The organism is Candidatus Omnitrophota bacterium, assembly GCA_028716245.1.
Classification (GTDB): domain Bacteria; phylum Omnitrophota; class Gorgyraeia; order Gygaellales; family Profunditerraquicolaceae; genus UBA6249.
In genome coordinates, this window is record JAQUQW010000002.1 from 1 (window position 1) to 13,504 (window position 13,504).

Genomic DNA, 13,504 nt, shown 5'->3' on the forward strand with positions numbered 1-13,504 from the left:
TACCCCCTGATTATCTTTTACCCAATTGTTAACCTTGTTGATCGACTCCACATCTTCCTTAAATCCTTCTCTGCCTCCTTCTAGTGCACCCGTGGTCAATCCTCCGATAGCACCGGTCGTGCCTCTGGCTACAGTACAACCACTGGCTAAAAAAACAAAGACAAAAAGAATAGCTAACAGAAAAAACTTATTTACCATCATTTCCCCCTTGCCTACGAAGACAACACCCATGCAATTTTTCCACCAGGCGAACACTGGCGCAATTCAAATAAGCGCCACCTGCCTCACTAAGCGCGGAGCGTCTTACATGCGGCTTAGCTATTAATATAATATCAGAAAAATAAAAAGGCAAGGGGAAATTTTCTTGGCTTTTATTTCTGGGCATTGCCTGCCCGCTGGTAGTTTACCCCTTGCCTCTGACTAAACTGTCTACTTAACTATAACACAAATCCACTGCCAATTTCAAGGGGGCAAAAAATTAATTTTTTGGCGCCTCTTTTACCCATTTTAACAGCCTTTTTATGCTTTTTTCTTTACCCAAATAATAAATCACTTCAAATAACCCCGGGCCGATAGTTTTACCGGTCAAGGCAACACGTATGGGGTGAATCAGCTTCTTGGCCTCAATACCCAACTCTAACACTAATTCCCGGAAACTGGTTTCAATATTAACCACATCAAAGACGGCCAGGTTGCCCAGTCTTTGCGCAAAAAGCTTAAACTCTTTTGATAGGTCGGAGGCCAAATATTTTTTTACCGCCGCCGCATCCATTACCGGCTGATCAACAAAGAAAAAATCCGCCCAATCCACAAAATCATTAAGCCGGGGAAGCCTAGCCTGGAATAATTTCACTAAAGTCAAAAGGTAGGGGCGGTCAAAATTATCTTTATGGATATAATTCTTTGCCTCAAGCAAAGGTATCAGCTCATCCGCCAATTTCTCCGGATCGGCATTCTTAAGATACTGGTTATTCATCCAGTCTAATTTTTTTAAATCAAAGGTGGCCGCGGTTTTATTTACGTTTTTTATGTCGAATAATTTTACCGCCTCCTGCATATTAATTAATTCACGGTTGTCACCCGGAGCCCAACTAAGCAGCAGAAGATAATTTAACAGTGCCTCGGACAAATAGCCCATCTTGCGGTAATCGCTAATGGCGGTTGCCCCGGTTCTTTTAGAAAGCCTGCCCCCATCTACTCCCATAATCAAAGGAAGATGCGCAAAAAGCGGTAAACTAAATCCTAAGGCCTCATAAAGAAGCACCTGTTTTGGGGTATTGGAGATATGGTCATCTCCGCGGATAATATGCGTAATGTTCATTTCCGCGTCATCCACAACGCAGGCGAAATTATAGGTAGGAGTTCCATCGGATTTAATCAATACCTGGTCTTTGATCAGGCTGGAATCAAACTCGATCTGGCCGCGGATTAGATCGCTTACTTTGATTTTCTGCGCGGGTACTTTGTAGATTATCGCTTCTTTGCCTTCGGGAGATTTTTCAATATAGGCTAAGCCGGATTTTAATAACTTACCTGCGTACATCCGGTATTGGTCAAAGCGCTGGCTCTGATAATAAATTTCATCCCAATTAAAACCCAGCCATTTAAGGCTATAAAGTATCTCCTCGACAAACTCCTTCTTGGAGCGCTCCTTATCCGTATCTTCGATCCTTAAAATGAATTTACCGTTTTGCGACTGGGCAAAAAGCCAGTTAAACAGCGCGGTGCGCCCCCCGCCGATATGCAAATTTCCCGTAGGGCTGGGCGCAAACCTGACTCTAACCATGGAATAATTTTCCCCCTTCTTTTAAAGCCATTTCATTAACCTCTAAAATCTTTGGGTTACCCGCCAGAGCCATAAACTTAAACACCTCTAAAATATTTTGACTCTTGATGATCTTTTTAGCCTCCAGGTAACAGCCTAAGGCGACCATATTAGCCACTTTTATATTGCCTAATTTTACGGCAATATCCGTAAAGGGAAATTGGAGTATTTTCACTTTCAGATACGCATCAGTTTTGGCTAAAGAAGAATTCAAGATTAACAGGCCGTCATCTTTAACCTTGCTTTTAAACCTTTCCAAAGACGGATTGTTCAAAATTATCAGCGAGTCTGCCTGGGTTACACAAGGTGAGCCGATTTCCCGGTCAGAAATCGTGACCATGCAGTGGCTGGTCCCGCCGCGCACCTCCGGCCCATATGCCGGCAAATAAGTAACCTGCTTATTTTGGCGCATGGCTGCTTCAGCGATAACCTTGCCCAAAAGCATTACTCCTTGCCCGCCGCTGCCGGCGATAATTACACGCTCGGTCATTTGATCCTTCCTAAAGGAAATTCTTTTTGCATCACATCCCTGATCCAATCCAACGCTTCTTTTGGGCTTTGGCCCCAATAAGTCGGGCAGGGAGAAAGCACCTCCACCAGAGAAAATCCTAAATTGTTGATCTGATTTTCAAATGCCTGTTTAATCGCGCGCTTGGCCTTTAACACTTCCTGGGGAGATTGCAGGGAAACTCTCTCGACATAAATTACCCCGGGCAGCAAAGCCAGCATCTCCGAAATTTTTATGGGATAACCATGCTTTTCTTTCTGCCTGCCCTCGATAGAAGTTGCAGTCTTCTGGCCCAAAAGCGTGGTGGGAGCCATCTGCCCGCCGGTCATACCATAAACCGCGTTATTGATAAAAACTACCGTCAAGTTTTCTCCGCGGTTTGCCGCATGGATAGTTTCATTTGTGCCAATCGCCGCTAAGTCCCCGTCGCCCTGATAGGTAAAAACAATATTCTGCGGATGTATTCGTTTTATCGCCGTAGCCACGGCCAGTGCCCGGCCGTGCGCTGCCTCCGAACAATCAAAATTCCAGTAATCATAAGCAACTACAGCGCAGCCTACCGGAGCTATGCCGATGGCCTTTTCCCTTATACCCAATTCATCAACTACTTCGGCAACCAAACGATGCGCAATACCGTGGCCGCAACCCGGGCAATAATGCGTAGCTACATCATATAAAGACTCAGTGCGAAAAAATATTTTTTCCATTATAATATTTTCTTAATTTTGTTGATTATCTCTTCCTGACTGGGTACTCCCCCTCCTGAGCGGCCCAAAAATTCTATCCTTTGCCTGCCGCCAACAGCCAACTTTACATCCTCAAGCATCTGCCCGTAGGACATCTCCACCACCAGATACTTTATCTTTTTATTTTTTAGATTAAACGGTTCTTGCGGAAATGGCCAAAGGCTGATCGGCCGGATTAACCCCACTTTTTCACCAATGCTCCTTAACTGGCTAATAACACTTTTAGCAATCCGGGCCATTGTGCCGTAGGCTACCAGGATTACTTTTGCGTCCGACAAAAACAAACCTTCGTAACGCTCTTCCTTCTTCCGGATAATTTCATAATTTTTTTGCAAACCAAGATTAAATTCCTCCAAGGCCCCTTCGCGCAGAAAGAATGACTTAACGATATTGGGTTTTCTTCCTTTACAGCCGGTAAGCGCCCAACCCTTAAAAGTATTGGCCTTGATTTTTTTAGTAGATAACTGCACCGGTTCCATCATCTGGCCCAAAATTCCATCACCCAAGATCATCACCGGGACACGATATTTATCCGCCAAATCAAAGCTGGTTTGGGTAAGATCATATGCTTCCTGCACGGATCCCGGGGCCAAGATGATTAAATGGTAATCTCCGTGTCCTCCGCCGCGGGTGGCTTGGAAATAATCCGATTGCGCCGGAGCGATATTGCCTAAACCCGGGCCGCCGCGCATGATATTGACAATTACCGCCGGAAGCTGGGAGCCGGCAATGTAAGATATCCCTTCCTGCATTAAACTGATCCCGGGGCTGGAGGATGAAGTCATCGACCTTGCTCCGGCAGCAGCAGCCCCGTAAACCATATTAATCGCCGCCGGTTCTGACTCCGCCTGAATAAAGACACCTTTTTCAGGCATATGCTTGGCCATATAAGCTATAAGTTCATTTTGCGGAGTAATTGGATAGCCGGCATAAAAGGTGCAGCCGGCCTGGATTGCTCCTTCGGCGATTGCTTCGTTACCGGAAATCAATATTTTTTTCTTTTCCATAGCTATTTATACACCTCGATGCAGCAATCCGGACAGATTACCGCGCACATGGCGCAACCGATACATTCGCCGCTTGAGTCAAACTCTACAAAATTTAACCCCCGCTTACTTAGTTTATTGCTTTTTTTAATCAAGCCTTTGGGGCAAAAATTCACGCACAAAAGACAGCCTTTGCACCTTTCCTGATTGATTATGATTTTAGCCATTCTTTTTTATCGTTTTGCGGATACTTTCAGCAATCCCGAAAGCAGTTAATCCGTATTTTTCTAAAAGCAGCTCTCTTGCTCCGTGCGGAATAAATTCAGACGGCAGGCCGATACGCTCAACCTGGCTGCCCAGCTCCTGGGCGAGCGCGCTGCCAAAACCCGCATCTTTTATTCCTTCTTCCGCGGTAAAAATAAATTTTGTTTTTGCGCAGATATTTCGAATTAATTCCAGGTCTAAAGGCGCGGCAAACCGGGCATTAACTAGGCTGCCGGATAATCCTTCTTTGCTCAGTATCTCAATTGCTTCTTTAGCAACTAAAACCATGCTTCCTAAAGCAATGATTGTAAAATCCCTGCCTTCTTTAATTAATTCCGCTTTCCCTAATTTCAACGCAGCGGATAAACCCTCTTTCATCGAGGTGCTTGCGCGAGGATATCTTATTGCCGTTGGTTTATTTAATTGCAGGGCAAACTCCAGCATCCGCTCTAATTCAACTCCGTTCTTGGGCGCCATGATTACTAAATTCGGAATGCTTTTTAAATAGGCAATATCAAATATGCCCTGATGCGTGACACCATCTTCTCCTACAATTCCTGCCCGGTCAATAGCAAAGATTACCGGCAGCTCCTGCAAGGAAACTTCCTGGATTATCTGGTCGTAGGCGCGCTGCAGAAAAGTAGAATAAATCGCAACTACCGGTTTAAACCCCTGCTTAGCCAGCCCGGCGGCAAAACAAACCGCGTGCCCCTCGGCAATTCCTACATCAAAAAATCTCTCGCCAAAATTATCCCGAAATTTATCCAATCCGGTTCCTTCCGGCATGGCGGCAGTTATGGCCACAATCTGTTTATCCTCTTTAGCCAGCTGCGTTATCTTATCGCGGAATATTTCGGTGTAGCTTCTGGATCCCGGAGAAGATTTCTTAATTTCAACTTCCCCGGTATGAATATCAAAACAGCCGATCCCGTGAAATTTCACCGGGTTTTTTTCGGCAAAAGAACAACCTTTGCCTTTTTTAGTTACCACATGCAAAATGCGCGGGCCTTTGAACTCCAGGATATTCTTTAAGGTTGCGGTCAATTTATTTAAATCATGGCCATCGATGGGCCCAAAATAGCGGAACCCCAGCTCCTCAAATAACATCCCCGGAACAAATAACCCTTTTAAGCCCTCTTCAAACTTAGCCATAAGCTTTAACAGGCGGCTGCCGCGCGGGACGCGGGTTTTTAGAAAATTTTCTACGTTATTATGGAAACGGTTGTAAACGGGCAGCGAAATAATTTTATTTAGATAATTGCTGATTGCCCCCACATTTGGGGCAATGCTTAATTCATTGGTATTTAAAACTACCAGTATGTCCTTTTTCAGGTGGCCGGCATTGTTTAGCCCTTCAAAACAAAGCCCGCCGCTTAAAGAGCCGTCGCCGATTACCGAAACCACTTTAAACTGCTCTTCTTTGGGCAAAAAGTCCCTGGCGCAAACCAGGCCCAGCCCTAAAGAAACCGCGTTTGAGCTATGGCCGGATGTGAAAGGATCATAAACCGATTCATCCTTTGAGGGAAAACCGCTTAATCCCTGATATTGCCTAAGCGTGGAAAATCCGGAGTTGCGTCCGGTTAATATTTTATGCGCGTATGCCTGATGCCCCACATCAAAAATAATTTTATCTTTAGGAGTGCTCAGGCAATAATGTAAGGCAATGATCAACTCTACGGCACCCAGGCTGGAAGCAAGATGGCCGCCGGTTTGAGAAACAACCTCGATCATCCTCTGGCGCACCTCCTCGGCCAAAGGAACAAGCTCTTCGATGCTTAATTTTTTTAAATCCTGCGGTGAATTTATTTTTTCTAAAAACATTTTTATTTTTCTTCTATATCCGAGTCATCAAATTTTTCTAAAGAAAACTTGGCGTCCTTCTTCATAAGCAATTCCACTTTGCGCTGCGCCTCAGCTAATGTCTGCGAGCAGGATTGCGCAATTTTTACCCCCTCTTCATATTTCTTGAGCGACTCCCCCAAAGTAATTTTGCCGCTGGAGAGCTCCTCGACAATCTTCTGCAGTCTTTTTAAATCTTCCTCAAACGTCGTTTTATCCTTCATCGCTAAAGACCTCCTCAACCTGGCTGATAAATGTGCCTTTATGCAAAACTGTTTTTAATTTATCCCCCGCTTTTATTTGCGAGACATCTTTAACAATTGCCTCCCCGGGCATAAGTATGCTTAAGCTATAGCCGCGGGACAATATCGACAACGGGCTTAATGTCCCCAGCCTTTGGATTAACGAATTACTGCGTTCCGAGGATAATTCCAAAGCGTGGCGCAGATTATAATTTAATCCGGCAAGCAACTCATCCATCTGCTGTTGCTTTTCCAGCAGGCGGTCACGCGGGCTTTTAAGCATATGCGTAAAGCCGGTAAGCCTGTTCTCTAAATCCCCGATTTTATCGTTGATCGAAAAATCCAGTTGGCGCCTGGAATCGGCCAATCCGGCAAGCAATGCATTTTTCTTATCGACAATGATCTTGGCGGCTGCCGACGGAGTTTCGACAAAAACATCCGCTACAAGATCCGCTAAGGTGGTATTAACCTGATGTCCTACCGCTGAGATTACCGGAAGCCGGGAATTATAAATTGCCCTTACCACAATTTCTTCATTAAATGACCAGAGATCCTCGCTGCTTCCTCCGCCGCGGCTGACAATAATCAAATCTGACTTACCAAAATTATTCAAATCCTCGATACCTTCGGCAATTTCCGCGGCTGCCTGCTCCCCCTGCACGCGCACATCGCGCAAAATCACATCCACGCAGGAGGCGCCTTTTTTAAGAATTTGTAAAATATCCCGGACTGCCGCGCCCTTGCTGGAGGTAACTATCCCCACCGAAAACGGCATTTGCGGCAGCACTTTTTTGTGACTTGCCTCAAAGAGCCCTTCTGACTCTAATTTCTTCTTCAGTTGTTCAAAAGCTAATTGCTGGGCGCCTACTCCTTTGGGTTCAATTCGTTCGACAATAACCTGATACTGGCCGCGCGGCCCATATACATCAACCTTTCCAAAACAGATTACTTTCAAGCCATCCTCCAACTTAAACTTCAATCCTTTGTTGGCGTTGGCAAACATCGCAGCCATAATCAGCGAGCTTTGATCTTTGAGCGAAAAATAAAAATGGCCGCTGGAAGCGGCTTTAAAATTGGAGATCTCTCCCTCCAGCCAAATCTCCCCGATTGCTTCCTCAAGCAAACCTTTGATTGCCTGAGTGATTTCTGAAACGGTATAAATATGCTTACTTGCTTTCTGCATCTTTTGCCTCTTTAAGAGAATCCTTCTCTACTGGTTTTATTTCAACGGGCTTTTCCTGCGGTTTTACTTCAGCCGGCAACGCGGGCTTTTCCTCTGTCTTTACTTCAGCCGGTAAGGCTACCGGCGAGGCAGGTTTTTTCTTAAAAACTAAAAGCTGTACTGAATAAGGGCTCAATTCTACTGTCTCAACATAATCCTGATTAAAATCTATATCCTTTTCATCTTTGGGTTCAAATTCACAATCCCGGCTGCATTTGCTATCGACGATATATTTACTAAGGGCATAAGTATCCTTTAAGCCTTTAAGAGAAATTTTTAATTTGCGGTTAGTTACGGAAAATTTATTTACTAAATTTTGCAACTCTATTGAGCGGCCAAGCATTCCTTTTGCTTTAGCGCTAAGCCGCAAGGTAGCAATATCCAGCTGGCCCAATAGAATTTTTTCCATTCTATCGGATTTTACTATGTTCAATAATGATTTCCGGTCATTGCTGTTTAAATAAACAATATTGCGGGATAAATAATTCATTGCCGCAAGCGGGTCAATATAATTATAGATAAGTACGGCCAGATAATCCTGCGACTTGGTTGGAATCACCCCGACAAAATCATCAATCACTGCGGCGGTAAATAAATCCTGGCCGAGAAGATTGAGCATGCGAAAAATATTGTAGCTGGATTTAGCGTAACCTTTAGATTCTGAATGCGCCAAATCAAATGAAAAAACACCCAGATTCCTAGCTAAGCCGCCTTTACTGCCTCCAAAATCTTCAAGGCAAAAATAGGTTTGGTAATCAACCTGGGCTTCATGCATGTTTTTAAGCCGCGCCGGAATGTAGCTGGCAGAAATATAGGCGTTTTTGCCTCTTTCCGGCAGGATATTGGCGGAACCGTCGAAATTCCATTCATCGACAACCAGGGGCAGGTTGCTATCAAAATGGAAATAACTTAACCACTCGCGGATAAGCTTAACAAAAGGTTTATTATAGATGGTATCCTGTTTTTCTTCCTGCGGATCGCTTGAATACGCATGCCAAGAAATAAAATCTAGGGGTAGCCGATAGCTGTAACAATATTTTATCAACTCATAAATCAGGCTGCCTTCAGGTGAAAGTATGTTGTTGGGCTGGAGATTTCTAAACCAGGCGCTTACCGATGGCCCGCCCAAAGGTATATGTATTTTGGTCTCCTGGCGCAGTTCCGTTACTGCTTCCGCTACCGTACGGTAAAGAGCAAAGTACTCCGATCTTTCTCCCAAAAAGAAATCCTCTATATCCGGCGCATTCCAGACCTCATACCAAATATTATATTTTTTATCACAGCTTAACCTGCGAACAGTATTTTTGATTAATTCTTTATATTCCTTTAAATTATGCGGAGCGCTATTCTTATCCAGGACCCTGCCTAAGCCATGCGGAGTACCGAATAAATCAAGGATTACTGTTCCGCCGCTCTCGCTGATTTTCTTAATAATTTCTTCGTAGTTATTTAATAGTTTTTCTTGCGCGGTTTTATCATTGGCCAGCTGTTGAACATCCCAAAGATTGTATTGGATACGGTAAAAATTGCTAAAACCTAAATCCGCCTGCCAAGTGTCTAAAGCCTCTTTAACGGCTACTGTCTGCGGCCAGGTTGTATCGCGATGAATACCTCTGCCGCTTAAATCAATGTTGGATTTATATATTTTAGGAAGGATAACCGTCGGCGAGTTTAAGTCTAAATTGAATTCCAGTTCATCAGTGGTTTGAGCAAAACAAGGGCCGCTTAAAAAAAATGGTAAAAAAATTAAAAATAATAAAACCCGACGCAGCATAATCGGCTTCCTTTTTATTCAGCTAAAGTTTTTTCTGCACTCTTAAGATCGAAATCGCCTTGCCGGTCTTTTCATCTATTTGAACCAGGGCCCCGTGCAGCTGAATATTTTCCTGGGCAACCTCAAACCTGACCGGGATAGAGCTTAAGAAGCGGGTAAGCACATCCTCTACTCTTCTGCCAATCACTGAATCATAGGGCCCGGTCATGCCCGCATCAGTTAGGTATGCCGTGCCTTTGGGCAGGATTTTTTCATCGGCGGTCTGGATATGCGTATGCGTGCCCAAAACCGCCGAAACCTTGCCATCCAGATACCAGCCCAAAGCAACCTTCTCAGAAGTTGCCTCCGCGTGAATATCCACGATAATGATTTTGGTTTCTTTTGCCAGTTCTTCGCTGGCAGCAAGTGTAGTTTTAAAAGGACACTCCAATGCCTCCATAAAAACCCGGCCATTTACATTAATCACTCCGACCTTAACCCCGTTTTTGGCTTTAAATACTGCTGCCCCCCGTCCGGGCGCACCAAGGGGAAAGTTCAACGGCCGCAAAATTCTTTCCTCGCGGTTAATCAACTCAAAGATCTCGCTTTTCTTCCAGATATGATCTCCGGAAGTAAGCACATCCACCCCGTAGGAAAAAAATTCATCGGCCACCTTGGAGGTAATTCCCGAACCACCGGAGGCATTTTCCGCGTTAGCAATCACAAAATCTATCTCTAAATCCTGCCTTAAGGGGCCAATTAATTTTTTAATTGCCTCTCTTCCCGGGCTGCCGACGATATCTCCGATAAAAAGTATTTTCATGGTTTATTTGGCATATTCAATAGTGCGCGTCTCGCGAATTACTGTAACTTTTATTTGACCAGGGTATTCCATACCCTCCTCGATCTTTTTGCGTATATCCCGGCATAAAGTAACTGCTTCATTGTCGCTTATTTTTTCCGGCTGCACAATTACGCGGATTTCCCGGCCGGCCTGAATGGCAAAAGACTTTTCTACTCCTTTAAACAGGTTGGCAATTGATTCTAATTTATCCAGGCGCTTGACATATATCTCCAGAGTTTCCCTTCTGGCTCCGGGCCGGGCGGCACTTACCGCATCGGCGGCTACGGCCAAAACTCCATACATACTTTGCGGCTGCGCTTCTTCATGGTGGGACTCAATCGCTGAAACAACCTCCGGGCTTTCATTATATTTCTTGGCCAACTCCGCCCCTAATTTCGCGTGTGTACCTTCAACCTGGTGATCTACTGCTTTGCCGATATCATGCAAAAGCCCGATCCTGCGGCCCAGTTTGAAATCAAGCCCCAGCTCTGAAGCCATTATTCCTAATAAAAAGGAAACCTCTTTTGAATGCTGCAAAGCGTTCTGGCCGTAACTGGTGCGGTACTTAAGCCGGCCTAAAAGCTTGATTATTTCCGGATGCAAGCCGTTGATCCCGGACTCAAAAGCAGCCCGCTCCCCTTCCTCCTTGATTTTCTCATCCATCTCCTTCTTGGTCTTTTCAACAAGTTCCTCAATGCGGCCGGGATGGATTCTGCCGTCGGAAATAAGCTTTTCTAAACTTAAACGGGCGATCTCGCGGCGCACCGCGTCAAAACCGGACAAGGTCACCGCTCCGGGCGTATCGTCGATAATTACATCCACCCCGGTAGCCATTTCTAAGGCGCGGATATTCCTTCCTTCACGGCCGATGATCCGGCCCTTCATTTCATCATTAGGTAAATTTACCACGCTGACGGTTGATTCCACGGTATGTTCTGCCGCGCAACGCTGGATCGCCAGGCTTAAAATCTCGCGGGCCTTTTTATCGGCGATACTGCGCACTTCTTCTTCCTGGCGTTTGATGAATATCGCCTTTTCATTATTTAATTCTTCGTTAAGGCGGTTAAGCAGGATTTGTTTTGCTTCCTCGGCGGATAAAGAAGAAATCTTCTGCAGCCTTTCCTTTTCTTCGGCAACTAAAGCGTGCAATTGGCCATCTTTTAATTTTAAAGATTCCTCCTGCTTCTTAAGATTATCATTGCGCCCATCGATCTCTTTTTCTTTTTTCTCTAAAAGGTCCAGCCGGCGGTCAATATTCTCTTCTTTCTGCGTTAACCTCTTTTCAAGATTTACGATCTCAAGCTTGCGGTCTTTAATCTCCCGTTCAAAATCCTGGCGCATGAGGTATAAAAGATCTTTGGCTTCCAGTTCCGCTTCCCGGCGCTTATCCAGCACCTCTTTCTTGGCTGCCTCCAGGATATGTTCGGCTTCCAGTTCTGCGCTTTTTAGTTTTTTTTCGGCGATATGTTTTCTTAGGAAATAACCGGAATACGCGGCAACTAGAGAAATAAATATGAGCGCTACTATGTTAAAAATCATTTCGATCCTCCCTGTTAACCTTGCTGATCAGAGTTTTTTAGGAGTTTTTAGGAAAAGATGATTTTTTTAACGCTTACATCGTGCTTGGTGGTGGGGATTAGGGGTAAGATTTGGAAATCAAAAGCTAAACCTATGGAAGGCAGATCATCAGAAAGTATGCTTAAGAAACGGTCATAGCAACCTTTGCCGCGGCCCAGCCGATTTCCCTTTTTATCAAAGGCTACTCCGGGCACGATAACCAGATCCAGGTCTTCTGGTTTAACCAGGGCCTCTGCTACAGGTTCTAAAACACCATAAGGGCCTTTTTTTAATTTAGCGTGATCAACGAACATGGCTGGCTGCATAGTTTCTTTATCTTTTCTGCAAATTGGCACGCAGATAAGCTTGCCTATTTTTTTAGCTTCCCTAATCATCTCTTCAGTATTTACCTCTCCACCGAAAGCGATGTAAAACATAATTATCTTCGCCTTTTTAAAAACCTTATTCCTTAAAAGTTTATCTTTAATGAATTTACTTTTTCGGTTTCGGTCTTCCTCCTTCTGTATTTTTAATCTCAAAAGAATTTTACTACGTATTTGGGCTTTTGTCAACATAGCTCTAGATTATAAAGGGTGTTCCCCTTCATCGGCATGGCCCTTGTCCTCAAACGGGACCTCTTTGCCTTGTTTTACATAATAATCTTTTAAAGCCGAACGCAGGGCCTCCTCCGCTAAAACCGAACAATGCATTTTAATCGCGGGCAGTCCCCCCAAGGCTTCGGCCACCGCCTTATTGGTAATCTTCAATGCCTCATCGATACTTTTGCCTTTGACCATCTCGGTAACCATGGAACTTGTGGCTACAGCTGCCCCGCATCCAAAAGTCTTGAACTTTACATCCGTGATTATTTGGCCTTCTATTTTTAAATACATCTTCATAATGTCGCCGCAAACCGGGTTCCCGACGGTGCCGATACCGCTGGCATCGGCAATCTCGCCGACATTGCGGGGATTCATAAAATGATCCATGACTTTTTCGCTGTAAGGAAGCTGTTCGGCCATATTATTTCATGATCAGTTTATGCGGCTTCATCGATTTCTCAAAGTCTTTGGGGCCGCGTATTTCTTTTAATGATTCTAATTTTTTGTTTTTCTCCAGCTCTTTATATATCAATACCCAGGCGCAGTCTCTTTCGTTATCTACTTCACATTTACCTTTATTCATCCCGCCGCAGGGGCCGTTAAGCAGGCCTTTGGGGCAGAGTGTAATCGGGCAAATCCCGGCGGTTTCATCCAAAATGCAATCGGCGCACATTGAACATTTCTCAAAGAAGTTTCCCTGTGCGTCCATCACCGCGCCAAAAATAGTGTCGCAGCCAGGAAAAACCGCCAGGCCCATCCGGTCATTGTCCTTAAATGACTGGACGCCTAAACCGCAGGCTAAAACCAGAACCGCCTCGGACTGGCGCAAGGTTTTTAAATTCTTGGCCAATTCGGTTTTAAGCTTGGCCGCTACGCAGGGGGCCGAAGGAATGCAGGAGCCGGTGATAATTTTACCGGCCCCCTCCAAATCCTTCTTCATTTTGAGAACTTCTTCTTCCCCGCCGCTCTTACAAGTGGTTGCGCACTCTCCGCAGCCGATTAAAAATATTTTGTTATATCCTTTCAGGCTGGATAACAGCTTATCCAGCGGCTTCTGCCGGCTAATAATCATATTAAAATTTTAACATAATTTTACACCTATCTCAAGACAAAATA

15 protein-coding genes are annotated in these 13,504 nt (G+C 44.7%); all 15 read right to left on the bottom strand.

Annotation, left to right across the window (positions count from 1 at the left end):
• Positions 1 to 201: hypothetical protein (locus PHG87_03445; GenBank protein ID MDD5477248.1), on the bottom strand; the 201-nt coding region annotated here is incomplete at its 3' end.
• A gap of 277 nt (positions 202 to 478) precedes the next feature.
• Positions 479 to 1,786 (bottom strand): glutamate--tRNA ligase, encoded by a 1,308-nt coding sequence (gene gltX / locus PHG87_03450; GenBank protein ID MDD5477249.1) that lies wholly within the window; start codon positions 1,784 to 1,786, stop codon positions 479 to 481.
• Positions 1,779 to 2,315 carry a 2-oxoacid:acceptor oxidoreductase family protein gene (locus PHG87_03455; GenBank protein MDD5477250.1) on the bottom strand — a complete coding sequence of 179 codons (537 nt, stop codon included), beginning with the start codon at positions 2,313 to 2,315 and terminating at the stop codon, positions 1,779 to 1,781. The genes gltX and PHG87_03455 overlap by 8 nt, the downstream gene beginning before the upstream one ends.
• Positions 2,312 to 3,040 carry a thiamine pyrophosphate-dependent enzyme gene (locus tag PHG87_03460; protein ID MDD5477251.1) on the bottom strand — a complete coding sequence of 243 codons (729 nt, stop codon included), beginning with the start codon at positions 3,038 to 3,040 and terminating at the stop codon, positions 2,312 to 2,314. The genes PHG87_03455 and PHG87_03460 overlap by 4 nt, the downstream gene beginning before the upstream one ends.
• A complete protein-coding gene (locus tag PHG87_03465) occupies positions 3,040 to 4,086 on the bottom strand; it encodes a 3-methyl-2-oxobutanoate dehydrogenase subunit VorB (GenBank protein MDD5477252.1) in 1,047 nt (348 codons plus the stop codon). Before PHG87_03465 ends, PHG87_03460 begins: the two co-directional genes overlap by 1 nt.
• Before the next feature lie 2 nt (positions 4,087 to 4,088).
• On the bottom strand, positions 4,089 to 4,292 hold the full coding sequence (locus PHG87_03470; GenBank protein MDD5477253.1) for a 4Fe-4S dicluster domain-containing protein: 204 nt from the start codon (positions 4,290 to 4,292) through the stop codon (positions 4,089 to 4,091).
• Positions 4,285 to 6,150 carry a 1-deoxy-D-xylulose-5-phosphate synthase gene (dxs, locus tag PHG87_03475; protein MDD5477254.1) on the bottom strand — a complete coding sequence of 622 codons (1,866 nt, stop codon included), beginning with the start codon at positions 6,148 to 6,150 and terminating at the stop codon, positions 4,285 to 4,287. Before dxs ends, PHG87_03470 begins: the two co-directional genes overlap by 8 nt.
• Positions 6,151 to 6,152: 2 nt before the next feature.
• Positions 6,153 to 6,392 (bottom strand): exodeoxyribonuclease VII small subunit, encoded by a 240-nt coding sequence (locus PHG87_03480; GenBank protein MDD5477255.1) that lies wholly within the window; start codon positions 6,390 to 6,392, stop codon positions 6,153 to 6,155.
• The gene (gene xseA, locus PHG87_03485; GenBank protein ID MDD5477256.1) at positions 6,382 to 7,593 is read right to left on the bottom strand and encodes an exodeoxyribonuclease VII large subunit; all 1,212 of its coding nucleotides are present in this window, start codon (positions 7,591 to 7,593) and stop codon (positions 6,382 to 6,384) included. The genes PHG87_03480 and xseA overlap by 11 nt, the downstream gene beginning before the upstream one ends.
• Positions 7,577 to 9,406 carry a hypothetical protein gene (locus PHG87_03490; GenBank protein ID MDD5477257.1) on the bottom strand — a complete coding sequence of 610 codons (1,830 nt, stop codon included), beginning with the start codon at positions 9,404 to 9,406 and terminating at the stop codon, positions 7,577 to 7,579. The genes xseA and PHG87_03490 overlap by 17 nt, the downstream gene beginning before the upstream one ends.
• Positions 9,407 to 9,428: 22 nt before the next feature.
• Positions 9,429 to 10,208 (bottom strand): TIGR00282 family metallophosphoesterase, encoded by a 780-nt coding sequence (locus tag PHG87_03495; protein ID MDD5477258.1) that lies wholly within the window; start codon positions 10,206 to 10,208, stop codon positions 9,429 to 9,431.
• A 3-nt stretch (positions 10,209 to 10,211) separates the two neighbouring features.
• Positions 10,212 to 11,768 (bottom strand): ribonuclease Y, encoded by a 1,557-nt coding sequence (gene rny, locus PHG87_03500; protein ID MDD5477259.1) that lies wholly within the window; start codon positions 11,766 to 11,768, stop codon positions 10,212 to 10,214.
• A 47-nt stretch (positions 11,769 to 11,815) separates the two neighbouring features.
• Entirely contained in the window at positions 11,816 to 12,361 is a 546-nt protein-coding gene (locus tag PHG87_03505) for a 5-formyltetrahydrofolate cyclo-ligase (protein MDD5477260.1), read from the bottom strand.
• A 9-nt stretch (positions 12,362 to 12,370) separates the two neighbouring features.
• Positions 12,371 to 12,808 (bottom strand): Fe-S cluster assembly scaffold protein NifU, encoded by a 438-nt coding sequence (nifU, locus tag PHG87_03510; GenBank protein MDD5477261.1) that lies wholly within the window; start codon positions 12,806 to 12,808, stop codon positions 12,371 to 12,373.
• Between the two features lies 1 nt (position 12,809).
• Positions 12,810 to 13,460: a methylenetetrahydrofolate reductase C-terminal domain-containing protein gene (locus PHG87_03515; protein MDD5477262.1), complete on the bottom strand. Its 651-nt coding sequence runs from the start codon at positions 13,458 to 13,460 to the stop codon at positions 12,810 to 12,812.
• Positions 13,461 to 13,504: the final 44 nt, after the last annotated feature.

Bases quoted from the DNA above. Each gene is read 5' to 3' on its own strand.
- gltX (MDD5477249.1), bottom strand. From the start codon at position 1,786: ATGGTTAGAGTCAGGTTTGCGCCCAGCCCTACGGGAAATTTGCATATC.
- PHG87_03455 (MDD5477250.1), bottom strand. From the start codon at position 2,315: ATGACCGAGCGTGTAATTATCGCCGGCAGCGGCGGGCAAGGAGTAATG.
- PHG87_03460 (MDD5477251.1), bottom strand. From the start codon at position 3,040: ATGGAAAAAATATTTTTTCGCACTGAGTCTTTATATGATGTAGCTACG.
- PHG87_03465 (MDD5477252.1), bottom strand. From the start codon at position 4,086: ATGGAAAAGAAAAAAATATTGATTTCCGGTAACGAAGCAATCGCCGAA.
- PHG87_03470 (MDD5477253.1), bottom strand. From the start codon at position 4,292: ATGGCTAAAATCATAATCAATCAGGAAAGGTGCAAAGGCTGTCTTTTG.
- dxs (MDD5477254.1), bottom strand. From the start codon at position 6,150: ATGTTTTTAGAAAAAATAAATTCACCGCAGGATTTAAAAAAATTAAGC.
- PHG87_03480 (MDD5477255.1), bottom strand. From the start codon at position 6,392: ATGAAGGATAAAACGACGTTTGAGGAAGATTTAAAAAGACTGCAGAAG.
- xseA (MDD5477256.1), bottom strand. From the start codon at position 7,593: ATGCAGAAAGCAAGTAAGCATATTTATACCGTTTCAGAAATCACTCAG.
- PHG87_03490 (MDD5477257.1), bottom strand. From the start codon at position 9,406: ATGCTGCGTCGGGTTTTATTATTTTTAATTTTTTTACCATTTTTTTTA.
- PHG87_03495 (MDD5477258.1), bottom strand. From the start codon at position 10,208: ATGAAAATACTTTTTATCGGAGATATCGTCGGCAGCCCGGGAAGAGAG.
- rny (MDD5477259.1), bottom strand. From the start codon at position 11,768: ATGATTTTTAACATAGTAGCGCTCATATTTATTTCTCTAGTTGCCGCG.
- PHG87_03505 (MDD5477260.1), bottom strand. From the start codon at position 12,361: ATGTTGACAAAAGCCCAAATACGTAGTAAAATTCTTTTGAGATTAAAA.
- nifU (MDD5477261.1), bottom strand. From the start codon at position 12,808: ATGGCCGAACAGCTTCCTTACAGCGAAAAAGTCATGGATCATTTTATG.
- PHG87_03515 (MDD5477262.1), bottom strand. From the start codon at position 13,460: ATGATTATTAGCCGGCAGAAGCCGCTGGATAAGCTGTTATCCAGCCTG.